The organism is Priestia sp. YIM B13552 (assembly GCF_042787775.1).
GTDB lineage: Bacteria > Bacillota > Bacilli > Bacillales > Bacillaceae_H > Priestia > Priestia megaterium_E.
Map to the genome: position 1 here is coordinate 372,173 of NZ_JBHZOU010000003.1, position 23,899 is coordinate 396,071.

Here is a 23,899-nt window from a genome sequence, read left to right on the forward strand (position 1 = left end):
ATAAATCCATTATGGTTAGGTTCTTTTGTCTCTATTTTTTCACCCAGTTGTCATTATCATCTTTTTTGTACTTCGTTTTCACCGCGTTCCAAGCGACTTTGTGAGCGGTAGCTTCTTCTTTGTATTCATCACTTGCCGAATTGAATGCTTCTTTATAAATTTCCTGAGCATGATGAGGAAGATTATCTCTTACTCCATCCGGCAGTTCTTTTAATGAATTGTAAGGCATGATAGTATTCCTCCTTGAAAACATCTTTTACTACTGATTTACCTGTTTTCAAATAACATAAACATTTAATAAATATAGTCCTTATACAAGTCGGACTGAGTGACCTTTTTATAAGCGAGTCCGTGTTTTTTAGCAAGGGCTTTTACTTCATCTACGCAGCTTTGAGCACTTCTTGGTGATACGTAAATTTCATTGATCAGCTGATGTAAATTACATGTAAGGAGGTTACCATGCTCGTGAGAAAAATCATACGATCTTTTTTCAAGGATATCCATTCGTTTTTGCCATTGATTTGCGGAAATACCTTGAATTTCGAATAGCTTTTGCAGCTTCCAAGCGTGTATGCGACTTGCTACAATAACAAGCCTCAATTCATTTTCATGCTGATAGGATTTGCGCTTGTAAAATAACGTGTCATATACAGAATGACTGACCATTTCTTTTTGGAAGTCTATGTACTGCACTTTTCCAGAGAAGATTTTATAGCGTAAATCTTTAATACTGCACAATAAATTTTCATAGGTGGTTTTAATAGCTACGCCATCATTCCCCTTTAAATATAGATCCCACATTCCAGCGGCTTCGTAATCATTGATATGCCAGGATGAAACAGCAGAAAATTCATGGATTTTTCTTATATAGGTTCTAGAGGTACGGTTATGACGTTCGCCTTTTTTTCTTAACTCTTCTATGTTCCACATTGAAGAGCATCCTTCAAGAGGGTCCGAAAATGCATCAGGTTTTGCGAAAAAAAGCGCATTGGTTTCCAGTAAATCTTGAAAATCAGACAGCGGCATAAATCGCCACACCGTCGGATTATTGTGCACCTTATAGCGTTCATCATAATCGTCATAGCTAGATTCGAATCTTTTGGCATATTCGTAAGCTTTATCTCTATAAGCTAAATCCATTGGTTTTCCTCCTCTGAATGCATATTCATACTTGAATTATAGCACTTAATTGTTGTAATTTTCAAAATTATCCACCTGTATTAAGAGAGTTCTGTTATCAGAAAAGAAGACACGCCTCAACATCTGCAGCGTGTCTTCTTATTTAATGAAATGAATGTTTTGCTTAACACTTTCACTTTCTGGCTGATTTAATTCCAATAAATAAATTTTATCCGCTCGAAAATCAGTATTCTTCATTTCTTTTTTTAAGGTACGAATAAAGGCAGCTGAACTTTTTCCGCAGGCTTCAAAATAATGAAATGTGTGTACAACAAATAGAATGGATGCTCCACTGTAATCTTTTTTGCTCTTTTTTTGGATGTTTTCTAGCACTTTTTCTATATACTCTTCTACAGAACCTTCCGTCTGGATACGGGGTAGAGCAAAATTTCCTGAATTGACCCTCTGTGCATCTTCAAATTCCAGTTTCCCATCTTTGTAAGAAGTAATTTCAATTCGTTTTTCAGTACCATCCGGCTGAAGAATTAATCCGTCGTATCCTTGACTTCCAATAATAAGCTTCAATTTTGAATTCCTCGGACAATAGGAAGATTGGCTGAAGCAATAAAGCGGATAAAACTCTTCAAAAAACTTTTTGAAACGCCCTTTTTTAAGTCGGGCTAATTTTATATATTCTCTGTTTTGATGAATCATTTGCTGCGTATGTTCAAAATACTGCTTCATTTCTTCTTGCGTTCTGTACACATCAAGATCTTTAAATAATTCATCCATCTTTTTCACCTTCAATCCCACCAACTAAAAAAGTCTTCTTACTTAGTAGATACATATTCATAAATGTGTGTGACAATTTTCTTTTTTTTAGATATAGCCTTTTTTAAACAAAACGTGCACACTTTTCATTTTTTTGCATATCCTGTTATTCGTGCGTTCAATTATGAGCGTACGTTTCAGCCTTTAGTTGTAAAAGATGAACCGCAAAGTTACAGCTGATGGCGGATGATATGCGTCTGATTATTTCATAAACTATAACAAACAGGAAACTTAACGATAATTGAGGTGTTGGAAATGTTTGATAATGATTACGTAGTTAAAACCATTCACGATTTACATGTAAAACGTACAGAAAGCAAATTAAAAGTCTTCTTAACTTATTTTTATCATAAAAAATAACATGGATTTATAGACGGTAATATATAGTCAGTTGTTACTTGGAGTTTTTTATAGGAAGAAGAGTTTGATACAAGCAAAAAGGAATAGTGGGTAATCCACTACTCCTTTTTTTACTATACTTGCAATTCCCGAATAAGTTCAGCAAGAATTTTAATGCTTCTATCGATATCTGGTAAAGAGGCATAGGCGTAAGAAAGCCGGAGATAACTGCCGGTTTCTTGTGCATAGATACTTCCGGAATTAAGCAATATCCCTCTTTTTAAAGCACGAGAGTATAAAGATTTCATTGAAATAGAAGGTTGAATATGCACCCATATAAAAAAGCCTCCTTCAGGATTCGTCCATGTCGCTACATCTCCTGCATATGTTTCTAAAGCATTCAGCATAACTTTTCTTCTTGTTCGCAATTCGGTTCGTACCGTTTCCATATGCTGTTGATATAAGCCATTTTTAAACCATTCTGCTGCCACTCTTTGAGACAATGAGCTAGATCCATAATCCGTTTGCATTTTAATATCCGCCAAACGCTCAATGACTGGTTCTGGGCCGACTATCCATCCGATACGTAATCCCGGGCTTAATGTTTTAGAAAGACTGCTAACATATAACACGTGTCCATTTCTATCTAAAGCCTTTAATGGCAACGGAGGCTGTTTATTTAGCCATAATTCGCGGTATAAATCATCTTCAATAATAGGAAGCTGATGTTCCTCACATTCTTTCAGCAAATCGTAACGCCTTTTTTGTGACATTAATGTTCCCGTTGGGTTATGAAAACATGGATTTGTATATAAAATAGCTTGCCCTTCTTGAGGGTCGGCGCGTTTTATAGCTGTTACTTTTATTCCTTCCTCATCCATAGAAAGACCTTTGAGTTTCATTCCCGCTGATTGAAATACATGTAAGGAGTATAGATAAGAAGGTTTTTCTAGCAAAACCGAAGAGTTCTTTTGCAGCAGTCCAATTGAAATAAGCTGAAGAGCTTGAAGAGCGCCGGAAACAATTAAAATAGAATCTGGAGAAGATTCAATACCCATTGTTTTCATATACGCACTTAACTCTTTTCGTAAAGGAAAATATCCCTTTGGTTCTTCGTATCCCAGAACCTCCATGTTTTTTGCTACTTTTTCCATAGCGTATTTCATTTTATCTTTAGGGAATATGTCAGGTGAAAGCTCTCCTTTGCTTAATTGAATAAGGTTTGAGTTAAATTCGGATTCATTAATATCTTGTACCATTGCTTGACTCGGACGATGCATACCTGATTTCACATGAACATTCCAATCGGGCGGAGTCGTAGCCAAAAGTGTCCATGTATTATTTATAACGATTGTTCCCTTTCCCATCTTACCTTCAATTAAACCGTCCGCTGTTAATTCCTCTAATGCCGTGATGACCGTACTTCGGTTAACATCGAACATAGCAGCAAGCTTTCGCTGACTAGGAATTTTACTTCCAATCGGCCATTCTCCACGCGCAATTTTCTCTTTCATAAAATCAATGATGTGTTTGTATTTTGGATAACTTGAACTGTTTCCTTGATTCATACATTTACTCCTGTTTTTAAAGTGGTTGGGTTAATTGCTTTTAAACTGGTTGAAGACATTTTATCAAATGTTTATTAACATGGGAACCACAATAGATACTGGTTGGATTCAAAATGAAAAATGGAGATGAATAGGCATGAAATTAACGTTTAGTCTGGTGTTCTTACATATACTGATGATTAGCTTATGGGCTTCAGCATTTCCAGTTATTCAAATAGGGCTGGAATCGTTTTCTCCTCAGCACCTTGCTTTTGTTCGGTTAAGTATTGCTTCTTTAGTACTGTTAGTTATTGCAATAGGTACACGCATGCGCTTGCCTGATATAAAAGATATTCCACTTCTTTTAGCACTCGGTTTTTTAGGTTTTACCGTATATCACACGGCATTAAACATTGGAGAAAAAACGGTGAGTGCGGGTATTGCGAGTTTACTGGTCTCGACTACTCCTATTTTTTCTTCGCTTTTAGCTATTTTTCTTTTTCAGGAGGAGTTCGGAAAAAGAAAATGGATTGGATCTGCAGTAAGCTTTGCAGGTATTGCACTTTTAACCTTCAGCAAAGAGAACTTTGTACACTCAATTAATGGAATCTTACTGATTCTGCTAGCTGCCCTTGCAGAAAGCATCTATATAGTATGTCAAAAAAATTTATTAAAAAAGTATGGTTTTCTTTCTTTTGTGACGTACAGTATTTGGGGGGCTACAATTTCTATGCTTGTTTTTTTACCTGGGTTAGAAACAGAACTTGCACATATCTCTGTCAGATCAGCGATAAGCGTGACATATTTAGGATTATTTCCAACCGTTATTCCCTATATGGTACTCGCTTATCTGACATCGCGTATAGGTTCTGCTGAGGCTGCCATTTCTCTTTACTTAACTCCTGCGCTGTCCTTTTTCTTAGCGTGGCTGCTTTTAAAAGATATCCCGAGTGCAGCTTCCATTGTGGGAAGCATCATTACGTTATGCGGCGTGTTGCTTACACATAGTAAAAGAAAAGTAGTGGTAAAAGAGACAAAGTTCACAATGCAAAGATAATGTGTATGCTTTAAGGAATTGTCTTAGAGGCTATGTTTTTTATTTATATATTTTATTTAGAACATACTTTAATTTCTTCTTTTTGCAGTTTAATTAACAATTAATAAAAAAGCGCCTTTCTTTAAATCTTAAACCAAGATTAAAGAAAGGCGCTTTTTTATGTAGTTTCTAATTCCGCTTTTATTTTCCCAGCCACTGCGTGAGTCAGCTGCTGAAGATCGTAAATCTCTTCTCCTGAAAGTACTACATGTCCGTTTAAAACGTGGTTATGTTTATATGCTCGATACGTCACTTCGATACTTTTTATCGCACGCTCTACTTCATCATTCACCATAATACTTTCATAGTGATAGGATAGTGTTTCAATTCGAATCTGCGTATTTTTCATATTCATTCACCCTCCATGAGCCGTTGACTAAAAATATGACTGTTAGAGGTGAACTATACATAGAAACTTTTTTGTTATCACCTACTTTGTTATTTAGAACATATTTTAATTACTTAATTCATCTCTGCTATTCTTTTTTTACAAAATACCAAAATAAACCCCCGCTCTTCGGAGCGGGAGTTTATTGCTTGTAGTACCAGCCTTTTTTATCTAAAAACTGTTTAACTTTTACAAAATCTAGCCCAGCTGCGGTAAGTTCAGCGGACGGATTACCTATTGCATGTACGTGTAATTCACTGTCGATTCCTTCATTTTTTAAGAAAGCACGAAACTCTGTTTCCATATTTTTACTTAATCCGCCTGTTTTAATTGTAATTGGGATAGGTTCTACGTCTTTCATTTGCACAAATCCGCCTGGAACAGCCCATGCTGCATTCGTATAGCCATATACACTAAATACCGTGCCTTTTTTTATAGTTCTAAAATTCTCTGTTATATTCGCATATTTGTAGACTCCAATATCCTTCTTCGCTTTTACTTGAAAAGAATATTTATCTCCGAGTGAAGTAACCTTTGGTAATGATTCTTCGACAGAATTGCTTACACCCTTAAGCAATTCCATTATTTTAGCTAATGTTTTCTCATCAGCTTTTCCAGTTGACGTTAATCCATACTTTTCTTGAAGAGCTTTAACAGCTGCAACAGTTTCGCTGCCATATTGACCATCGGTTCCTTGCTGGGAAAGTTCAAATCCTAATTTAATTAAGTTTTGCTGCAGTTCTTTTACAGCTAGTCCGCTATCACCTTGCTGCAATTGTGCTGATGGCTTATTATTTTCCACCACCGTCACGCCCGTATTAATACTATTAAAGAAATCCAGGTCCATTTCATTGATATCAACATTGCCTTTAATCCCGTTTACTTTTCCTTGATCTGTATATTGAAACATAGACCATCTATCCCAAATCGCCGTATCACCTGGGTTAGCAAATCCCTTAGAGCGGTTACTTCCACTGTAACGAGCTATCCATAGCGGATATCTTGCCACAGCGCTTGTAAAATTGGATTTAATAAAACTATACCCCGTGTAAAGAATAGGCGTAATGCTTGTTTTCCTTTCAATATACTCCATCCATCTAACTGCAAAGGCTGTGACCTGCGCTTTTGTTTTCCCTTTATTTTCTTCCAAATCTAAGCAATGAGGCAAATCAACCTTCATGCTGCCTAATTTATTTAAAAAGAAATTAACTTCTGCAATGGGATCATTATCAGCATGAGCAAAGTGATAAAAGCCTACACGTAGACCTGCATTTTTTGCACCTATATAATTATCATATGATTTTTTATCTAAGAAGGTTGTACCTTCTGTTAATTTAATATACGCGCCTTTTACACCATCCGACGCCACTTTTGCCCAATCAATTGTTCCGTTGTGATGAGAAACATCAATGACCTTAATATTTTGATTATTACGGTTTTGCATTGCTATCACTCCTTCATACAAACTATGAATAAAAAAGGAAATGGCAACTGATACAGGCCTATTAAATAGATATTAGGCTTTATAAAAAAACTACAATATGAAGGGATTTTGGTAGCCTTCCCTTATTATAAGAAATGAATTTGTGCAATTTTATAAAGTGAGGAAAGCTATATTCGTTTATACTAATAATATGAAGATATACTGAATAAAAAGTGGAGGAATATGATGTCTTTAATAAAAGAAGCACGTAGATATGCAGAACACGCTCATAGCGGCCAAATGCGCAAACTGTCCGATAAACCTTATATTGTTCACCCTATTAACGTAGGTAATATTTTAGAAAAAGCGGGTTTTAGTGAAGAAGTAATTGCAGCAGCTTATCTGCATGATGCTGTAGAAGATACAAGTGTAACACTCGAAGAAATTGTACAAAGATTTGGTTTAGAGGTAGCGGGGATTGTTGAAGCTCATACAGAAAATAAATCAAAAAGCTGGGAAGAACGTAAACAGCATACAATTCAAATTGTGAAAACTGGTTCTCTTGAAGTGAAATCTTTAATTGTAGCAGATAAATTAGACAATTTACGGTCTTTAAAAGAAAGCTACGATCAGCAAGGAGATACGATTTGGAATAGCTTTAAAAGAGGATTCGAAAAGCAGAAATGGTACTACGAATCCATCAGCAAATACGCTGCAAAAGGATTGGAACCAAGCCAAATTCCAAGTTTTTTTTATACGTACAAACAAGAAGTAAATGATTTTTTTAGAAGTTAATATTCATATGAAGAAATTAGAAAACACTGAAAATAACTATTGCGAACGCGCGGCATACGTATTAAAATATAGTAGAGTCAACACGCAATAAAGACTCTACATAATCGGGACTGTAGTTCAGTGGGAGAATACTTGTCTGGCAGACAAGGGGTCGTGGGTTCGAATCCCATCAGTTCCATAAAACCAGTCGCATCAAGAGTTTAAAACACTTTAAAACTCTGCAGAATGGAATGGTTGCAATACTATTTCATCTGACCTCTTCATGATTTCCATGAAGAGGTTTTTTATTTTCTTTTTACGATTGATCCTCATGGTTTTTATGATTATTTTTTTCACTGCTCCTGCTTACAATTTCTCTAAGTTCGCCCTCGTCGCCTTTTGCATTGATGATTTCAAAAAGCTGATTCAGCCCTTCACTTGTTTCATCATTTGGTTCTTTGCCCATTCTATCCCCTCCTTTTGCTTCTAGGATGCCCATTTTTTTCACATTGTTTCACGTAAAAAGCAATTCATCAATATTAATTCGCCGTAAAAGTATACCTTTACGACCCTTGTACAATTACTGGTTATACAGATATACTCAATCAATTCTTTCAATTTTGCAGCGTTTTATAGGGTTTCTAGTACTCATCTATAATGAAATAATCATCACAAACTTCGGTAAAATCGTTCTCTTCGTGGAGATCTACTTCTTTATCTTTAGATATCTCGGTTTCTGTTGTAAATAGTTTAAAAAGCTTGTTTAACATTGTCCCACCTCATATCTTTTATTAATACATTCAGTATGATTAATTTATATGAAGCCAGTATGAATTGAAACTTAAGATAATGTGAATGTAGACATTAACGTGAGATGTTAAGCATGCTTATACCCTGGACGAAAAGGTTACTTAATTCTACAAAGAAGTGATTAGTATATCAGCTGTATGTGGCATTCGTTCTATAACAGTCGTTTTTGTTATTCGTTTTGCCATTGTACTAGGTAGCTTAGTTTTATGTATTATCGCTTTAATCCCTTAGTTATCAACATCCTTAAATACCATTCAAATGGCTTGTGTAGTTGGAATTATCCTTTTGCTTGCTTTGTTTTTCTTTAGTTATATCCACAATTGAACGAAAAAACGCAAGCTATAAAAAAAGAACTTTGTATTTTGCTGCAAAGTTCTTTTCATAGACACTTACTGTTTGTTAAGAACTGTATGAAATATGAAATAGCTCATACACTGCTTATACAATCGTTAAGACCTATTTAGTTAACAGTCCTTTTTACGTTTTTTCTCGAACCATCCATATGCAATTTCAGCTTCAATTTCTTTGTTTCCCGGAGAAACTAAGAAAATAACGTATGAACCGTTGTTTGGAAAGATAAATTTGCCGTCTTCATCACTTACTAATGTACTTTTCGGCGGAACAACACGGTTAAATACGTTTACCCCTTTAGTAGGAAAGCCTTTTACCATTTCTGCAAATTTAATTTTCCCTTTTGGTTTTGAACGTATTGTAGTATTTGCTGGACTCACATTATCTGAAGTTGTTCCTTTTCCAGGCGGGATAGAGTTAAACCAAATTTCAGCAGTAAAAGGTTCGTTGGAATAGTTAGTGATAGTAAAAGCATTCACAAATAAATCTACTCCGGAGCCGGAAGGGTTAACTAACCCGCCCCAAGCATTTCTATTTCCACCAAAACGAATAGGCTCAGTTTGTCCAACAAAATAGTCTCCTTTTAAAGATTGATATAAAGGATTAGGTATATTAACAGCTTTAATATAAGGTTTACTCGACTCGTAATTTGACATACAATCATCTCCTTTCTGTACTATATTTTATGAGGTTTTTCTATAAATGCTTGGACACATGCATATATAAATATATTTACTCTTTATATAAACGCAAAAAGATAGACCCGGTACTGAGCCTATCTTTTCCTATCGCTTTTACAAAATAAAATTCCCTCTTGGCCTTTACCTTCCTAATGCCCTCGTTGACTGCTGGTGTATAAACGGATTGTTTTTTTGACTTTATACTTCGATGCTATTTTAATACTTCTACTATCACTTCTTAAAGTAGTAATCACCTATTCTTTTGTAGTCATAAAATGAAGAATCCTTACCTTTTTTTCACAATATTCAATAATTTCATAACAGACTGTGAGAATATCATGTCTAGACAGTTCTATTTCATCAAATACAAATTTTGAAAGCTGCTTCTGCAGAACCTCCAGCTTTTTGCTGTCTTCTTCATCGATCCATAGCCCTTCCGTAATACACACATCTGCTAGTTTGTTAATAGATTGAGCCGTCCAGTTTAATCCGGCTGAAGAAACAGTTTTTGTAAGTAAATCGTTTTTTATAGCTAGAATAACTTGACACACATGGGTATAGGCATCAACTTTCTTTTGGATAAATGCTTTGCGAAGCTCTTGCTTGTATTGCTCTTTCGACATCACTATGGCTACGACAGACGTAATGAATGTTCCTGCCAGCGCGATGAGCGACCCTATCAAAATTCCGATCAGTTCTCCTGACAAAACGTTCACCTCTTTAAAGGTATTTATATATGCTATGGGAATGAAGGAAATGATATGAAGATAAACACTATGTAAAAACAGCCCTAACTTTTCTAAGTTAGGGCTGCAACACTAGAATATGATGGTAACCAAATTAGATAATACGACTTGTAATAATTCCTTCAATTTGACCAATTTTTTCTTCTAGCTCAGGCACAATCTCGTCACTTACTTGATTGTCAATATCGATCATTGTATACGCATATTCACCGCGGCTTCTGTTCACCATATCTGCGATGTTTAAATTGTAGTTTGAGAATACTTGCGTAAGTTGTCCTACCATATTCGGCACGTTGTGATGGAAAGCAGCTACGCGTTTTTTCCCAGTGTAAGGAAGAGATGCATTCGGGAAGTTCACTGAGTTTTTAACGTTTCCAGTTTCTAAGAAATTTTTCACTTGACGTGCTGCCATTACCGCACAGTTTTCTTCTGATTCTTGAGTTGATGCCCCTAGATGAGGAATTGGCACAACATTTTTCATGTTCAAGACATTTTGATTTGGGAAATCTGTAATGTATCGTCCAACTTTTCCACTTTCAAGAGCAGCTTTCATATCTTCTTCGTTTACAAGCTCACCGCGTGAGAAGTTCAAAATATGAACATCAGGTTTCATGATGCTAAACGTTTCTTTATTGAAAACACCTTTTGTATCGTCCGTTAATGGAACGTGAACCGTAATATAGTCAGATGCTGCAAATAGTTCTTCTAGAGACATTGCACGCTGTACGTTGCGAGACAAATTCCAAGCTGTATTAACAGAAATGAATGGATCAAAACCAATTACGTCCATATCTAAATCAAGCGCATCGTTTGCTACAAGAGCACCAATTGCACCTAAACCAATAACGCCTAACGTTTTACCTTTGATTTCTTTTCCAACAAACTGTTTTTTACCTGCTTCAACTAATTTAGGAATTTGATCACCTTGGCCATCTAATCCTTTTGTCCATTCAACTCCAGCAAATAAGTTACGAGAAGAAGCCATAATTGTAGTTAAAACCATTTCTTTTACTGCGTTTGCATTAGCTCCTGGCGTATTAAATACAACGATACCTTGCTCCGTGCAAGCGTCCACCGGTATATTATTAACCCCTGCTCCAGCTCGTGCAATAGCTTTTAAATTTTGGTCAAATGTCATGCTGTGCATGTTAAAGCTACGCACGACAATCGCATCTGGATTTTCGCTGTCGTTGTCAATTTGATAACCTTCTTGATTAAAAACATTTAGACCTTTTTGTGCAATGTTGTTTAATGTTTTGATTGTTTGTACTTTTTCTAATGTTAATGTGCTCATTTTGTACTCTCCTCTGATTATCATCGTAGTTTTACATGTTTTTACCTTTGGATAAAGGAACTTAATTTTAATTTTTTAAAAAGTCTGGTTTTTCAACCTACATGTGTGATAACTTCTATATCCTCTCCCCCTAAACAGAAAGAGGTAAGAGATATGTATTAATCCCTTACCTCTGCCCAGGCGAACGGCTACGTCACTATATGCTTCCTCACGGTTATCCGCGTTTCGCCAGTCACATATAGTCTTTGAAATTAAGTATATTCTAGCAAACTCTTTCAGAACGTTCAACCTTTTTTTTAAAAGTTTGCTTTTTTCAGTCTAATTTTTAATCTCTTTAGCGAATCTCCTAATATATTGACAAATATCCTAATACATGTTAAATAAAAAGAGTGATTAGCACTCTATCCACTCAAGTGCTAATTATTTTATAAGCCCTATTTGGAAAGGAGAACTTCTTATGTCAAAAAAAGAATTCAAAGCCGAATCAAAGCGATTATTAGAGATGATGATTAATTCCATCTATTCTCAAAAAGAAGTATTTTTGAGAGAACTTCTATCAAATTCAAGCGATGCAATCGATAAAATTTATTACAAAGCCTTAACAGACGACTCCTTGCGTTTTAACAAAGAAAGCTATTACATAAAAGTAACACCACATAAAACTAACCGTACCTTAACCATTACGGATACTGGAATTGGCATGACGCAAGAAGAGCTTGAAAGCAGCTTGGGCACAATTGCGCGAAGTGGTTCCCTTGCGTTTAAAAACGAAAATGAAACAAAGGACGGGCACACGATTATTGGCCAATTCGGCGTTGGGTTTTACGCAGCGTTCATGGTGGCAGATGTCGTGACGGTGATTAGTAAAGCGTTAGGCAGTGATGAAGCCTATAAATGGGAATCTACCGGTGCTGATGGTTATACAATCGAACCTTGCGAAAAAGAAACGGTTGGGACTCAAATTATTTTAAAAATTAAAGAAAATACAGAAGATGAAACATATGATGAGTATCTAGAAGAGTATCGTTTAAAAGAGATCATTAAAAAGTATTCAGACTTTATCCGCTACCCGATTAAAATGGACATAACGGAAAAACGTCCTAAAGAAGGTGCTGATAACGAGCTAGAAGATTATACAGAAGAGCAAGTTATCAACAGTATGGTACCGATCTGGAAGAAAAATAAAAATGAATTGACTTCAGAAGACTATGAGCAGTTTTATTCAGAAAAGCGCTACGGATTTGATAAACCGCTCACTCACCTTCATATTAATGTGGATGGAACGATTCGCTACAATGCCATTTTATTTATCCCAGAAAATAGTCCGTTTGACTACTACTCAAAAGAATTTGAAAAAGGGCTTGAACTGTATTCAAACGGCGTCTTAATTATGAATAAATGTGCAGATCTTCTTCCAGATTACTTTAGCTTTGTAAAAGGTATGGTAGATTCTGAAGATTTATCTCTTAATATTTCACGTGAAATTTTGCAGCAAGACCGCCAGCTTCAGCTGATTGCCAAAAACATCGGCAAGAAAATCAAAAATGAATTAAAAAGCTTGCTTAAAAACGAACGTGAAAAGTACGAGAAGTTTTATGAATCATTTGGCCGCCAGTTGAAGTACGGCGTTTACAGTGACTTTGGCAGCAACAAAGACGTATTAAAAGACCTGCTTTTATTCTATTCTTCTACAGAGAAAAAGCTCGTAACACTAGATGAGTATGTATCGCGCATGCCTGAAGATCAAAAGTATATCTATTATGCATCAGGTGAATCGTATGACCGAATTGAAAAGCTTCCTCAAGCAGAATTGGTTGCAGATAAAGGGTACGAAATTCTGTATTTTACAGAAGATATCGATGAATTTGCAATTAAAATGTTAATGACGTACGAAGAAAAAGAATTTAAATCTGTTTCAAGCAGTGACTTAGGGATTGAAGCAGAAGAAGAAGAGCTCAATGAATCTGAGGAAAGAGAAAATAAAGAGCTATTTGACTATATGAAAAAAGCTTTGGCGGGAAAAGTAGGAGATGTGCGCGCGTCTAAACGTTTAAAAACACATCCCGTTTGCTTATCAGCTGATGGTGAAGTAACGATTGAAATGGAGAAAATTTTAAGTGCTATGCCTGATAATCAGCATGTAAAAGCAGAAAAAGTGTTAGAAATTAACGTACATCATGATGTATTCGCTTCTTTAAAAGATGCATTTGAAAATGATAAAGGGAAATTAGACCTTTATACAAATTTATTATATAACCAAGCTCTTCTAATTGAAGGTTTATCTATTAGTGATCCCGTTGAATTCACAAATGATATTTGTAAAATCATGATATAAAAATCAGGCGCAGAATGATTCTGCGCCTGATTATATGTATGGCATAATAAAAGTAGTTATATAGTAAGAAGCGATAAAAATGGGTACGGGCAGTTCTTCTGTTACTCTTATTGAGTGTTTGCCTTCTTTAAAATGAAAAAGGTCTGATTTAAACTCTGCGACTTTTTCTCTTTTTTGATTAAAAATACACGCTTCCTCTACAGCTTCATGACTGCTTAACATGTAGACGTTATTTTCCCATCTAATTTCTTGTGCTCCTTCGTTGTTAATTATTCCTTTACCTAATAGATCTCCCACTGTTTTTCCATTTTCTTTTATCACCCACCGGTGTTTTTTTACGTGATCAATAAACACCGTTCTTCCTTCCCATTGAACTTGTAAATGTACCTTTAAGCCGCAGGAAAAGATAGGAAACCAAGAAATAGAATCTAACACTGGAAGTCCATCACGAGTTAAAAAATCAATACTTTTCGTCCACATATTTTTATGCATTCTCTTAAGCTGTCCGACGTTTTCTCCATTTTCATTTGTAACTGCTATGGTCTTCCCCGCTGATTTAAAATAGGGAAGATAAAAAATATATTCTTGCATATAAGCCTCCAAAGGTTCTGCACTTCATATTAACAGCGTGTACATAGTTATGTTTCTATCTTTCATATATTTCGTTTGTTTCTTTTGATTTCTTTCTTTGTTTAAATTGGCTTTGATTTTCTTTTAAATGCTTTAGTAAAGCAACAATCAAGAAACTAACAATCACAAGAAGAAGCCAAGAGCTAATTTTACTTATATGAACCATTGTCCACTGCTGCTGTTGATCTGGATACTGCCATGCTCCGAAAAATGTTGCGATATTTTCAGCGATCCAAATGAAAAAGCCAATCAGTACAAAAGACAATACTAAAGGCATGCGATATGTACGTTTGTTAACTGTAAAATATACAAAAGTTCGATAGAAAATAAGTAAAGTAAAAAGTTTTAAAAACCAGCGGAAGTCGTAAATAAAATGATGCGTGAAAAAGTTAAGGTAAATAGCCGCACTTAGTATACTGACAACCCATGTAGAAGGCCAGTTCGTAAGCTTTAATTCAAGCCTTCTCCACACTTGGCACATGTAGCTGGCTACACTAGCATACATAAATCCGCTGTACAGCGGAACTCCCCAGACTTTAGTGAAAGCTTTTTCCGGATAGCTCCATGAGCCCATATGAACTTTGTAGAGTTCTAACGCTAGTCCAATTAAATGAAATACTGCGATGACTTTTACTTCATCAAGCGTTTCTCGTTTAAACATTACCATTAAAACTTGAGTTCCTAGACAGACTAATAGAATAAGGTCATATCTAGAAATAAACGGTACTTCAATTATTTTTGTCATAGCCAACGTAAGAAAAATGATAATAGGAAAAACACAAGATTTTGCTTGTTCTAAACCAAAATAGATTAATTGCTTCATTGTCACATCCTACCTTTATAGTATTCCTTAGTATTTTCACAGAAATGATTCCTTGAAAATTATTGCAGATTTTTAAAATTTATTCAATAAGCATCTCCGCTGTTTTGGTAACTAAACTATCATACCCAGCGGAGATTCGTTTTCTCCGTTAACTTTTCAAAAAATCGGTTACTCTCTGTACATAGCGCTCTTTATCATAAGATAAGTACAGATAACTGGTTAACTGTACAGGCTCTCCAAAGAAAAAACGTTCATACAGTGTTTCTCTTGTGCCAAACGGACTCATAGTTAAATCCCACGCTAGTCGAAAAAGCTTAATTCGATCTTCTGCCCCTCTCGATTTAGCTTGTAAATAACGCGTAATATCTTCTTTAACCAATGAGCGGCACGTATTTTCTGTTGGTATTACCATTAGTCCGCTTGCACCTAAAAGCTGGATAATCTCTGTAAAGGTAGGATATGTTTTTGAAAATATATTTGCGGCAATACGAAGTGTAGTTTCATTCGGACGCATGTATCCCCATGGATCAATTTCCGCTTCTTCTTCTGCTTTCATCACGAGAGCTTTCATTGTTTCTAAAGCAATAATAAGCTCCGTTGCTTTTTCTCGCACATGCGGATAATCCGTAATGTTAATGGTTTCAATCAGAGATTGTACAATCCCTAATACAAACTCTGTTTTGACAACTCTCCTTGAAGTTACCTGATGCAGAGCAAAAGCTGAAAAGGAACTAGAAGCAAGGAATGTATTTGATACGTCTACATTTTCATAGAAAAAAACGCGGTTCCACGGTACTAATACATGGTCAAAAACAACAACTGTATCCATTTCTTCAAATCTAGAACTTAATGGATAATCAAACGTCGATTCTTTTCCTGCAAATGATTCTCTACAAATAAATTTAATTCCTTTTGTATTACTTGGAATCGAAAAAGCAAATCCTTTTTCTTTTCCTTGAATGCCCGCTGAAGACAGTACGAGCAGCTCATCCGTCATTCCGCCCTGTGTAGCAAGCAGTTTCGCGCCTTGGATAACGATTCCCTCATTGTTTTTATCAACTATTTTTGCTGCTATCGGTTCGTCGTTTTGCTCATAATAAAATTGGATTCGATTGACTTGAGGATCGATGAATGTATGAGTGAGCGATAAATCGTGCTCTCTCACATATTCATAATAAGAAAGGATGTTTTCAGGAAAGCAGTTTTCTGTTCCTCTCAGGAGTTCTGCAGAGGATGCAAAAGCCATTAATACGGTATTCATATAATCTGGACTTCTTCCCATCATACCATGGGTTAATTGCGCCCATTGCTGGGTCATCTCTCGTCTTTTTTTTAACTCTTCTTTTGTTTTAGGCTGTAAATAAGATGTACCAACAAATTCTTTAGAAGCCGGAGATTGATATGTCATGATATCTTTAATTTTTTTGTCATGCTGAAGATCATAAAGCTTAGCTTGACTGTTAATGGCTCCTTTAAAAGCCGGATGTTCTGATATATCGCCTGTTACGAGCTTGCCATCAACCCATACATTTGCTTTTAATTGATTAATTCTCTCTACGTATTGCTTCCCATTAATTGCTGACATACTCCCACTCCCAGACTTTCAATAAATATTTTCACCTATTGCATTTTTATCATATTACGATATCTTTTCCATGTTTCCTTCATACATCACAGCTTTGAGCATAAAAAAAAGAAGGTCACAGTAACCTTCTTTTTTATGATTTATTTATATTGAATATCATTTCTTAGGGATTCAACTTTACTTAATGCTTGGTCAATATCAGGCTCTTCAACATTAAAGTGAGCAAGTGCATCGTGAAGATGCTTAGCAATTGCATTAAAATGTTCGGGTTGAATATTCATATTTGCATGTGCTTTGGCCATCGACTTTCCTGAATATTGATTCGGTCCACCTAAGGCAAAACTTATAAACTTGGCTTGGTGTCGACGCTGTTTATCCATGTCCGTATGCTCGAAAAAGTGACTGACCGTTTCGTCTTTTAACACGAGTTCAGAATAAAAATAATCAACTACTTTGTCAATAGCTTCTTGTCCGCCCACTTTTTCATACAATGTTTGTTCCAAAACAATTCCTCCTTTTGTACCTTTTCCCATTATTACCTAATAGAAGTGTTCATATTCTTTAAAAGGCTTCTTTATGGAAATTCGTTGTCCCCATATTTTATTCCTCTTCCTCATAAAGAATAAAATGTAAAGAAGTGAACACAACGTAAAGGAATTGTAGAAGCTGTATGTAACATCTCTCGTTACTTGGCTTTAGGAATCATTACATTTTTCCAAGCGCTTATCTAATATACGTAAGTATAAGCAGGGACGCCTTTTACTCCTACTCGGCATGAAAAAAGAGAGCCGGCGGCTTCTTCGTATTTTTCTTCTTCCTTAGCTGTGGTGATAAATAAGGTTTGTAAATCGTCTCCTCCAAATGTACAGCAGGTTACATTGGAAACAGGAAGGTGAATAGATTCTATAATTTCTCCTTTATCTGGATCTACACAAATGACTTTCGAACCTCCCCAAAGCGCTACCCATAATCGATCGTGTTCATCAATTGTCATTCCATCAGGAAACCCGTCCATGTCCGAAAGGTCAATCACCACTTTTTCATCTTCGAGCCTTGTTGTTTCTTTCGAAAATGAATAAGACATAATTTTATTTTTCGGTGAATCAACCAGAAAGAATTTGTCTCCTGTTCGATTCCAAGCTAGCCCGTTTGACACGCTTAATCCTTCTTTAGCGCTCTTAATGACACCTTTTTCATCTACTACGTAAAGCTGGGCTTTTCCTTCTTCATCTTCTTCACTCATCGTTCCAATCCAAAAGCGATTATATGGATCACATTTCCCGTCATTAAAACGCATGGTTTTTTCAAGAGTATCTAAACGGATATACTCTTCATGATTCTTTTTGTTTTTATCAACTAAAAGCAGCTGATTACGGGTAGAGACAATCAATTTTGAATGATTGGTTTTAGAAACGCTTGTAACGACTGAAGGAAGAGCAATATCTTCTAAGGTTGTCGTTTTTGGATCGTACGTAAGAAGCTTTTTATCTAAGATGTCTACTAACACTAATTTTTGATTTTCTTCATCCCATAGGGGTCCTTCAAGCAAACGGCCATCGTACTTTTTTTCAATTTTTGCTTCCATTTTCAAGCTCCTTTTTCGTTTTTATGTACAATCATTTTTTTATAATCGCTTTCTCAAAAAAACATTCTTTTAAACAAATAGAAAAAGTTAGGAATATCTTTCCTTTTTCATAAATACCCGTTGTATGACATTCTTTAAACACCAGGTTCTAAGAGAATCTTTTCATAAAAAAGCAGCACGCTTTGTATAGCGTGCTGCTTTTTTTTATTATAAAGTTACGTGTTCTTTTTCAAGCTCTTTAACACGTGCTGCAAACTCTTCTTCTGTTAAACCATGTTCTTTTACATAGCGGTTACGAGGGCTCACTCGGCATTCATGTGAGCAAGCACGTAAATATTTGTGTTCATTTTCTTCAGAAGCTAAGATTTTCTTATTGCATTCTGGGTTTGCACAGTTAACATAGCGTTCACAAGGCTCGCCGGTAAAGTGGTCTTTTCCGACAATCACATGCTCTTTTTGGTTAACTGGTACGCTGATGCGCTCATCAAACACATAGCACTGACCGTCCCATAGTTCACCTTGTACTTCAGGATCTTTTCCGTATGTGACAATACCTCCGTGAAGCTGGCTTACGTCTTCAAAACCTTCTTCAAGAAGCCACCCAGAGAATTTTTCACAACGAATACCGCCTGTGCAATAAGTTAAGATTTTTTTATCTTCAAACTGATCTTTGTTGTCGCGAATCCATTCAGGAAGCTCACGGAAGTTTCGAATATCCGGACGAACAGCTCCTCGGAAATGACCTAAATCGTATTCATAATCGTTTCGTGCATCAATTACGACCGTATTCTCATCTTGCATCGCTTGATGAAATTCTTTTGGGCTTAAGTAATTACCCGTTACCCGAAGAGGATTCACATCTTCTTCTAATCGAAGAGTTACTAATTCTTTGCGGTGACGCACGTGCATTTTTTTGAACGCATGTTCATCTGCTTCGTCTATTTTAAATACAATACCTTCAAAACGAGGATCATTTTTCATCGTTTCCATGTATTTATCTGTTTGTTCAACTGTTCCTGATACCGTTCCATTGATCCCTTCAGCCGCAATTAAAATGCGTCCTTTTAATTCAAGCTCTTTACAAAATGCCAAGTGCTGAGCTGTGAACTCTTCAGGATTTTCAATTGGAGTGTACAAATAATATAGTAGTACTTGATATGGTTTTCTTTCAGTCATGTTGCTTCTTCCACCTATCTGTTTATATTTGCAAGATATAATGCATGTAGGTCGGTTATTGTGAACCGAATTGATGGTAACAATTCATTACTTAAAGGTACATTACGACAAAAACAACATCCTTTTTATGAGGATGCTTCTATCTAAAAAGTATTACAGTGAATGATTGTTTCAAAAACATACAGTATTTAAGCCTGTAATAGTATAACATATCAAAGCGTCCACTTCTAGGATTTGTTCTTCAATAAAAATTTTATTGACGCGATACGTTCTACCTGAATTTTCCCGCGCATACATGATGAGATATAAATCTTTGAAATTGGGGGCGAAAATAATGCCTTTTTATACATTAAAAGACAGTGCAACTTTGTACTATGAACAACAAGGGGAAGGAACACCTATTATTTTCATTCACGGAGTTTGGATGAGCAGTCGTTTTTTTCACAACCAGCTTTCTTTTTTTTCGAAACAGTATCAAACTATTCTTTTGGATTTAAGAGGACATGGAAATTCAAGTCATACTCCATACGGCCATACAATTTCCACTTATGCTCGTGATGTGCATGAGTTTATAACCACTCATCAATTAAAAGACGTCATATTAGTAGGCTGGTCAATGGGTGCTTTTGTTGTGTGGGAATATTTGAAACAATTTGGTCAAGAAAATGTAAAAGGGAATGTTATTGTAGATGAAATGGCTTCAGACTTTAAATGGCCAGATTTTCCGATCGGTGCATTTGATTTACCTGCGCTTATTTCGCTTATGCAGGGTATTCAACTTGATCGAGCAAGTACATTAGAAAATTTTATTCCGCTTATGTTTAAGGATGAATTAACTGAAGAAGATAAACATTGGATTATGAAAGAAGTAACGAAAATGCCTGAGTCGATAGCCAGTGCTATTTTGTTTGATCAATCCATTGTGGACTATCGAGATTTTCTCCCGTTTATTACAATCCCTACCTTACTGTGCTTTGGAAAAGATGAAAAGCTCATTCCGGTAGCAGCTGGAAGACATATTCAAAAGCTGGTTTCAGGTTCTGTACTTGAAGTTTTTGAGAACAGCTGCCACTGCCCTTTTCTTGAAGAAAGCGATCGATTTAACAAAGTTGTGAGCAACTTTATCGAACATATCTAATTTACAAACTTAAAGAAGCAGCGCTTTAGCTACGCTGCTTCTTTAAATGAAACCTTTTATGCGTTTATGTATTGCTTTAGGGTAATAAAATCTCGCGTCCGTCATAGGCAAAGCTTACGTTTTCATCTGAGAGCATCTCGGCGTGCTTTCGGATATCGATATCATGTGATAAATGAGTAAATACCATGTTTTTGGCCTGCAGCTTCGCTTTAATCTCCATTGCCTCTGTCACGTCATATACGGATCTTTTTTCTTTTTGAAGATATTCTTTCCAAAAAGATGTACCAAATATCAGTAAATCTAAGTGGTAAAAGGGCTGCCACTGTTCTTTGGTCACATTAAAAGAATCGGATACATACGCCCAGCGTTCACCTTGTTTTTGATGAACTACAATGCCGTAGGAATGACCGTTAAATCCGTGATTTACTTTATGAAACGTAATCGTTGTTTCTCCACTATCCCATTTTAACGTTCCTTTAAAGGTAAGCCCTTTTCTTTTTGCGAGATAAGGAAATCTTTCGGTTAACTCGCTGATGACTTCAGGCGCTCCTACGACTTCTGTATTTACATTATTCCAATAGCATAAGTCAGCTAAATCTCCTAAACCAGCCACATGATCATTGTGAGGATGCGTAATAAATACAGTAGAAGGGATTTTTTTGTTATTGTATAAATGAAATTGATGTTTAAAATCAGGTGATACGTCAATCAAAAACACGTTACCGTCCATTGTAAACTGTGCACTGGGCCTTGTGCGCTGATTTAATTGATCTTTTTGTGTACATACTTTACAGTCACATAATAATCGAGGCACTCCTTGAGCATCGCTCGTCCCGTAAAATAAAAGCTTGTTCATTGCTCTGTTTCCCCCTTTTTTTCTTCTAAAGGTCTATCTTTTTATTTCAAGAAATGTCCTATGTTGTTCTGCATCGTTCTTTTATTTGTCCTTCTAGAATAAAACCAGCTTTTATGTAAAACAGCCAGTCTTTTTAACGACTGGCTTTGCTATATTCCCTATAAAAAACGTTTTTATGCTTTTTCTATTGATTTCTTTCTTCATCTCTTTCAACAATATGCTGAAGAATAGATAATTTGTTCGTCCAAAATTGCTCGTAGTAAGAAAGCCAATCTTGTACTTCTTTTAAAGGCTCTGGCTGAAGATGATACACTTTTTCTCTGCCTTTTTTTTGTCCATGGACTAAGTCTGCTTCTGAAAGTATATGAAGATGCTTGACAATAGCGGTACGGCTTATTGAAAAATGAGACGTTATTTCTGATATAGGCAATTCTTTTTCAGAAAGCAGCTCAAGTACTTTTCTTCGAGTAGGATCAGCAATGGCTTGAAAGATATCATGCTTGGCAGCTGATGAAGTCATTTAGTTTTCAACAACCTTTCGAAGTTTTTCATTTACGAGACTAATCCACCCGTAGCTCATTCTATCTCGTACCACTGAACTCTTTTCGTTTGCTTTTTCAAGAAGTGTTTCAGCTTCTTTCCACCCGCTATGAATAAGCGTAAATTCAGTTTGATTACCCATTTCTTTTAAGGTAAACGAAACGACCCATCCATCCTTATCCCAAGAGAAAGAAAGATAGTTTGGTGCATCTATTTCTAATACTTTACACGGAGATGGTCCAAAAGGCGATTGTAAATGAAATTCATATCCTACCTGAGGCTGAAAATCATTAGGCATGAACCATTGTTGGAGCCCTTCTGCGGTTGCTACTTTATCCCAAACTTTTTGAATCGGCGCGTTAAATATTATCGTCTGTTTTACATCTTCTACTACACTTTTATCATTCATCGTTATCTTCATTCTCCTTTTTAAAAAATAACACTAAAAGGTTTTATATAAAAATAATATAACACCTTTTAGTGTTATGTCAATTCCTCTTTTAAAAAATGAAATCCTTCAATACATTTCCAGTCTTTGATAAAGAGATTTGTTATGATGCTGAATGAGTGCATTTTGTTATATTTCAAATATATCTTTTAAACGATGCTTCGTCCGCTTTGTGCCAACGCATAGTGAATGCCGTGCTGCAATGTTTGAAAACAATCATATTTTGATAAATCAATATGGGTCTCTGATATAACTAAGCCTAAGTCGGCAGAAATCCCTACTAAAATTGTTTTCGTACCAATCAGGGACGCTGCTGCACCTAATTTTTCAATAAGACTTGCCGTATATTCAGTAAGTTCTTTATCCAATCCGGTTAAATCCAGCACAAGATAATTAGCCTGATGTTTTGGAAGGTTATTTAATGTATTGACAATCAAATCTTCCGTTCGATCCTCGTCGTATTTGCCAATCAAAGGAACGACGACTATGCCTTCCAAAACCGGAATAATAGGAGAAGAAAGCTTTTTAATAAGATCTTTTAACTCTGCTGTTTTTTCTGCTACAATGTTTTGCAAATGTTCTATTTTCTGCGCTTCTTTTCTTCTGGCTAATTGATGAATATTTTGAGTGATATCAATGTTAGAAGGGAAGTATTCTACTGTAGTGCATTCATGCCCTTCTATTTGATGTTGAATCACCTTGTACCAAATATTTGTTCCGAATAGTCCTGTAAAAATCCCTGCATAATGGGCCGGAAGAAAATTTCCTCCCTTTGTTTTCTTTTGCGCGACGTTAATTTTATGTTCCCAACTGTCTTTTAATTCAGCAGATAGAGTTTTACTTTCAGGATTTAAATATTTGATAGTAGTTTTTCCCCATCCAGCCGAAGCGTATGTATTGGTAATTAACTCAGCCGCTTCAAAAACCGTTACGCCTTTCATATTCTGAAAGTACTCTCCTACTACTAATCCCTGTCGGAAACCAGTGGTTTCCAGTACTACAGAAGCTGCCTCTTCTCCAGATATTTCTTCGATTGTGTCAAACAATGTTTTCATCGCAGAAGAAATCCAAAAAAGGATCGCATCTTCTCCTTCAAAGCTAAATTGTCCTTTTTCTAAATCCCAAGCAAAACTAAGACCACCTATATCAATATTCTTTTTTTCACCCATGGCGGAATCTCCTTTTTATAAAGTTCTTACCTTCTTTATATTTTATCTTATGTTGAAGAAGCTGGTAATAAAAATTGTTGCATATTTTCTATTGCTTGTCTAACCATTACCCATGTTTTCAATTAATAGAAAAGAAAGGTGAATGCTATAGAACTTTGAATTCGCCAACTTTTCTTTCTTTTGTATCAAACATACATGATAAAAAGGAAGAAAAGC

Annotated in this window: 24 protein-coding genes, 1 tRNA gene and 1 riboswitch; of the genes, 5 read left to right on the top strand and 20 right to left on the bottom strand. The window is 35.8% G+C overall.

Annotated elements, in window-relative coordinates; all coding sequences use genetic code 11:
- Positions 1–31 precede the first annotated feature (31 nt).
- The 4 genes from ACFX40_RS14055 to pdxR form a co-directional block, all read right to left on the bottom strand.
- A complete protein-coding gene (locus ACFX40_RS14055; RefSeq protein ID WP_013083246.1) occupies positions 32–229 on the bottom strand; it encodes a ChaB family protein in 198 nt (65 codons plus the stop codon).
- A gap of 65 nt (positions 230–294) precedes the next feature.
- Positions 295–1,140 carry a DUF2971 domain-containing protein gene (locus ACFX40_RS14060; RefSeq protein ID WP_098331729.1) on the bottom strand — a complete coding sequence of 282 codons (846 nt, stop codon included), beginning with the start codon at positions 1,138–1,140 and terminating at the stop codon, positions 295–297.
- A gap of 138 nt (positions 1,141–1,278) precedes the next feature.
- Positions 1,279–1,911 (bottom strand): hypothetical protein, encoded by a 633-nt coding sequence (locus tag ACFX40_RS14065; RefSeq protein WP_098331728.1) that lies wholly within the window; start codon positions 1,909–1,911, stop codon positions 1,279–1,281.
- Positions 1,912–2,423: 512 nt separating this feature from the next.
- Positions 2,424–3,857, bottom strand: a complete 1,434-nt coding sequence (pdxR, locus tag ACFX40_RS14070) for a MocR-like pyridoxine biosynthesis transcription factor PdxR (protein WP_377255307.1) — start codon at positions 3,855–3,857, stop codon at positions 2,424–2,426.
- A 136-nt stretch (positions 3,858–3,993) separates the two neighbouring features.
- Here pdxR and ACFX40_RS14075 point away from each other — a divergent pair, with 136 nt between their 5' ends.
- Positions 3,994–4,893, top strand: a complete 900-nt coding sequence (locus ACFX40_RS14075; RefSeq protein WP_098525035.1) for a DMT family transporter — start codon at positions 3,994–3,996, stop codon at positions 4,891–4,893.
- 157 nt (positions 4,894–5,050) lie between these two features.
- Here ACFX40_RS14075 and ACFX40_RS14080 read toward each other — a convergent pair whose 3' ends face one another.
- Positions 5,051–5,281 carry a hypothetical protein gene (locus ACFX40_RS14080; RefSeq protein WP_016764194.1) on the bottom strand — a complete coding sequence of 77 codons (231 nt, stop codon included), beginning with the start codon at positions 5,279–5,281 and terminating at the stop codon, positions 5,051–5,053.
- 181 nt (positions 5,282–5,462) lie between these two features.
- Positions 5,463–6,764 (bottom strand): GH25 family lysozyme, encoded by a 1,302-nt coding sequence (locus ACFX40_RS14085; RefSeq protein WP_098331725.1) that lies wholly within the window; start codon positions 6,762–6,764, stop codon positions 5,463–5,465.
- Between the two features lie 225 nt (positions 6,765–6,989).
- Here ACFX40_RS14085 and ACFX40_RS14090 point away from each other — a divergent pair, with 225 nt between their 5' ends.
- Positions 6,990–7,538 carry an HD domain-containing protein gene (locus ACFX40_RS14090; RefSeq protein WP_060745598.1) on the top strand — a complete coding sequence of 183 codons (549 nt, stop codon included), beginning with the start codon at positions 6,990–6,992 and terminating at the stop codon, positions 7,536–7,538.
- A gap of 106 nt (positions 7,539–7,644) precedes the next feature.
- A tRNA-Ala gene (locus ACFX40_RS14095) sits at positions 7,645–7,716 on the top strand.
- Positions 7,717–7,833: 117 nt separating this feature from the next.
- Here the strand turns inward: ACFX40_RS14095 and ACFX40_RS14100 are convergent.
- The 4 genes from ACFX40_RS14100 to ACFX40_RS14115 all read right to left on the bottom strand — a co-directional run bounded on the left by ACFX40_RS14100 (position 7,834) and on the right by ACFX40_RS14115 (position 11,398).
- Positions 7,834–7,983, bottom strand: coding sequence for a hypothetical protein (locus ACFX40_RS14100; protein WP_013057122.1), 150 nt, complete (start codon positions 7,981–7,983; stop codon positions 7,834–7,836).
- Between the two features lie 808 nt (positions 7,984–8,791).
- Positions 8,792–9,334 (bottom strand): DUF6143 family protein, encoded by a 543-nt coding sequence (locus ACFX40_RS14105; protein WP_050688904.1) that lies wholly within the window; start codon positions 9,332–9,334, stop codon positions 8,792–8,794.
- 278 nt (positions 9,335–9,612) lie between these two features.
- The gene (locus ACFX40_RS14110) at positions 9,613–10,065 is read right to left on the bottom strand and encodes a hypothetical protein (protein ID WP_028408473.1); all 453 of its coding nucleotides are present in this window, start codon (positions 10,063–10,065) and stop codon (positions 9,613–9,615) included.
- Between the two features lie 133 nt (positions 10,066–10,198).
- Entirely contained in the window at positions 10,199–11,398 is a 1,200-nt protein-coding gene (locus ACFX40_RS14115) for a phosphoglycerate dehydrogenase (RefSeq protein ID WP_057243561.1), read from the bottom strand.
- Between the two features lie 167 nt (positions 11,399–11,565).
- A riboswitch (ZMP/ZTP riboswitch) is annotated at positions 11,566–11,644 on the bottom strand.
- Positions 11,645–11,855: 211 nt separating this feature from the next.
- Here ACFX40_RS14115 and htpG point away from each other — a divergent pair.
- The gene (gene htpG, locus ACFX40_RS14120; protein ID WP_377255311.1) at positions 11,856–13,733 is read left to right on the top strand and encodes a molecular chaperone HtpG; all 1,878 of its coding nucleotides are present in this window, start codon (positions 11,856–11,858) and stop codon (positions 13,731–13,733) included.
- Between the two features lie 30 nt (positions 13,734–13,763).
- Here htpG and ACFX40_RS14125 read toward each other — a convergent pair whose 3' ends face one another.
- The 6 genes from ACFX40_RS14125 to trhO all read right to left on the bottom strand — a co-directional run bounded on the left by ACFX40_RS14125 (position 13,764) and on the right by trhO (position 19,532).
- Positions 13,764–14,324, bottom strand: coding sequence for a tubby C-terminal domain-like protein (locus tag ACFX40_RS14125; RefSeq protein ID WP_377255314.1), 561 nt, complete (start codon positions 14,322–14,324; stop codon positions 13,764–13,766).
- A gap of 55 nt (positions 14,325–14,379) precedes the next feature.
- Complete coding sequence (locus ACFX40_RS14130) at positions 14,380–15,186, bottom strand: DUF817 domain-containing protein (RefSeq protein WP_377255316.1); 807 nt, start codon at positions 15,184–15,186, stop codon at positions 14,380–14,382.
- A gap of 148 nt (positions 15,187–15,334) precedes the next feature.
- A complete protein-coding gene (hpaB, locus tag ACFX40_RS14135; protein ID WP_377255318.1) occupies positions 15,335–16,771 on the bottom strand; it encodes a 4-hydroxyphenylacetate 3-monooxygenase, oxygenase component in 1,437 nt (478 codons plus the stop codon).
- Between the two features lie 140 nt (positions 16,772–16,911).
- Entirely contained in the window at positions 16,912–17,274 is a 363-nt protein-coding gene (locus ACFX40_RS14140) for a group I truncated hemoglobin (protein ID WP_081085230.1), read from the bottom strand.
- Between the two features lie 224 nt (positions 17,275–17,498).
- Positions 17,499–18,356: an SMP-30/gluconolactonase/LRE family protein gene (locus ACFX40_RS14145; protein WP_025751869.1), complete on the bottom strand. Its 858-nt coding sequence runs from the start codon at positions 18,354–18,356 to the stop codon at positions 17,499–17,501.
- Positions 18,357–18,563: 207 nt separating this feature from the next.
- Positions 18,564–19,532 (bottom strand): oxygen-dependent tRNA uridine(34) hydroxylase TrhO, encoded by a 969-nt coding sequence (gene trhO, locus ACFX40_RS14150; RefSeq protein ID WP_028408480.1) that lies wholly within the window; start codon positions 19,530–19,532, stop codon positions 18,564–18,566.
- Positions 19,533–19,866: 334 nt separating this feature from the next.
- On the opposite strand from trhO, the gene ACFX40_RS14155 reads away from it, so the two are divergent.
- Positions 19,867–20,670: an alpha/beta fold hydrolase gene (locus tag ACFX40_RS14155; RefSeq protein WP_176526441.1), complete on the top strand. Its 804-nt coding sequence runs from the start codon at positions 19,867–19,869 to the stop codon at positions 20,668–20,670.
- A 76-nt stretch (positions 20,671–20,746) separates the two neighbouring features.
- Here ACFX40_RS14155 and ACFX40_RS14160 read toward each other — a convergent pair whose 3' ends face one another.
- The 4 genes from ACFX40_RS14160 to ACFX40_RS14175 all read right to left on the bottom strand — a co-directional run bounded on the left by ACFX40_RS14160 (position 20,747) and on the right by ACFX40_RS14175 (position 23,683).
- Positions 20,747–21,526, bottom strand: coding sequence for an MBL fold metallo-hydrolase (locus tag ACFX40_RS14160; RefSeq protein WP_028408482.1), 780 nt, complete (start codon positions 21,524–21,526; stop codon positions 20,747–20,749).
- A 184-nt stretch (positions 21,527–21,710) separates the two neighbouring features.
- The gene (locus ACFX40_RS14165; protein ID WP_060745603.1) at positions 21,711–22,046 is read right to left on the bottom strand and encodes an ArsR/SmtB family transcription factor; all 336 of its coding nucleotides are present in this window, start codon (positions 22,044–22,046) and stop codon (positions 21,711–21,713) included.
- Positions 22,047–22,475, bottom strand: a complete 429-nt coding sequence (locus tag ACFX40_RS14170) for an SRPBCC family protein (RefSeq protein ID WP_028408484.1) — start codon at positions 22,473–22,475, stop codon at positions 22,047–22,049.
- A gap of 188 nt (positions 22,476–22,663) precedes the next feature.
- Entirely contained in the window at positions 22,664–23,683 is a 1,020-nt protein-coding gene (locus tag ACFX40_RS14175) for an STAS domain-containing protein (protein WP_025751876.1), read from the bottom strand.
- Positions 23,684–23,899: the final 216 nt, after the last annotated feature.

What these genes read in the sequence shown, in the direction of transcription:
- ACFX40_RS14055 (WP_013083246.1), bottom strand. Translation starts at nt 229, where the DNA reads ATGCCTTACAATTCATTAAAAGAACTGCCGGATGGAGTAAGAGATAAT.
- ACFX40_RS14060 (WP_098331729.1), bottom strand. Translation starts at nt 1,140, where the DNA reads ATGGATTTAGCTTATAGAGATAAAGCTTACGAATATGCCAAAAGATTC.
- ACFX40_RS14065 (WP_098331728.1), bottom strand. Translation starts at nt 1,911, where the DNA reads ATGGATGAATTATTTAAAGATCTTGATGTGTACAGAACGCAAGAAGAA.
- pdxR (WP_377255307.1), bottom strand. Translation starts at nt 3,857, where the DNA reads ATGAATCAAGGAAACAGTTCAAGTTATCCAAAATACAAACACATCATT.
- ACFX40_RS14075 (WP_098525035.1), top strand. Translation starts at nt 3,994, where the DNA reads ATGAAATTAACGTTTAGTCTGGTGTTCTTACATATACTGATGATTAGC.
- ACFX40_RS14080 (WP_016764194.1), bottom strand. Translation starts at nt 5,281, where the DNA reads ATGAAAAATACGCAGATTCGAATTGAAACACTATCCTATCACTATGAA.
- ACFX40_RS14085 (WP_098331725.1), bottom strand. Translation starts at nt 6,764, where the DNA reads ATGCAAAACCGTAATAATCAAAATATTAAGGTCATTGATGTTTCTCAT.
- ACFX40_RS14090 (WP_060745598.1), top strand. Translation starts at nt 6,990, where the DNA reads ATGTCTTTAATAAAAGAAGCACGTAGATATGCAGAACACGCTCATAGC.
- ACFX40_RS14100 (WP_013057122.1), bottom strand. Translation starts at nt 7,983, where the DNA reads ATGGGCAAAGAACCAAATGATGAAACAAGTGAAGGGCTGAATCAGCTT.
- ACFX40_RS14105 (WP_050688904.1), bottom strand. Translation starts at nt 9,334, where the DNA reads ATGTCAAATTACGAGTCGAGTAAACCTTATATTAAAGCTGTTAATATA.
- ACFX40_RS14115 (WP_057243561.1), bottom strand. Translation starts at nt 11,398, where the DNA reads ATGAGCACATTAACATTAGAAAAAGTACAAACAATCAAAACATTAAAC.
- htpG (WP_377255311.1), top strand. Translation starts at nt 11,856, where the DNA reads ATGTCAAAAAAAGAATTCAAAGCCGAATCAAAGCGATTATTAGAGATG.
- ACFX40_RS14125 (WP_377255314.1), bottom strand. Translation starts at nt 14,324, where the DNA reads ATGCAAGAATATATTTTTTATCTTCCCTATTTTAAATCAGCGGGGAAG.
- ACFX40_RS14130 (WP_377255316.1), bottom strand. Translation starts at nt 15,186, where the DNA reads ATGAAGCAATTAATCTATTTTGGTTTAGAACAAGCAAAATCTTGTGTT.
- hpaB (WP_377255318.1), bottom strand. Translation starts at nt 16,771, where the DNA reads ATGTCAGCAATTAATGGGAAGCAATACGTAGAGAGAATTAATCAATTA.
- ACFX40_RS14145 (WP_025751869.1), bottom strand. Translation starts at nt 18,356, where the DNA reads ATGGAAGCAAAAATTGAAAAAAAGTACGATGGCCGTTTGCTTGAAGGA.
- trhO (WP_028408480.1), bottom strand. Translation starts at nt 19,532, where the DNA reads ATGACTGAAAGAAAACCATATCAAGTACTACTATATTATTTGTACACT.
- ACFX40_RS14155 (WP_176526441.1), top strand. Translation starts at nt 19,867, where the DNA reads ATGCCTTTTTATACATTAAAAGACAGTGCAACTTTGTACTATGAACAA.
- ACFX40_RS14160 (WP_028408482.1), bottom strand. Translation starts at nt 21,526, where the DNA reads ATGAACAAGCTTTTATTTTACGGGACGAGCGATGCTCAAGGAGTGCCT.
- ACFX40_RS14165 (WP_060745603.1), bottom strand. Translation starts at nt 22,046, where the DNA reads ATGACTTCATCAGCTGCCAAGCATGATATCTTTCAAGCCATTGCTGAT.
- ACFX40_RS14170 (WP_028408484.1), bottom strand. Translation starts at nt 22,475, where the DNA reads ATGAATGATAAAAGTGTAGTAGAAGATGTAAAACAGACGATAATATTT.
- ACFX40_RS14175 (WP_025751876.1), bottom strand. Translation starts at nt 23,683, where the DNA reads ATGGGTGAAAAAAAGAATATTGATATAGGTGGTCTTAGTTTTGCTTGG.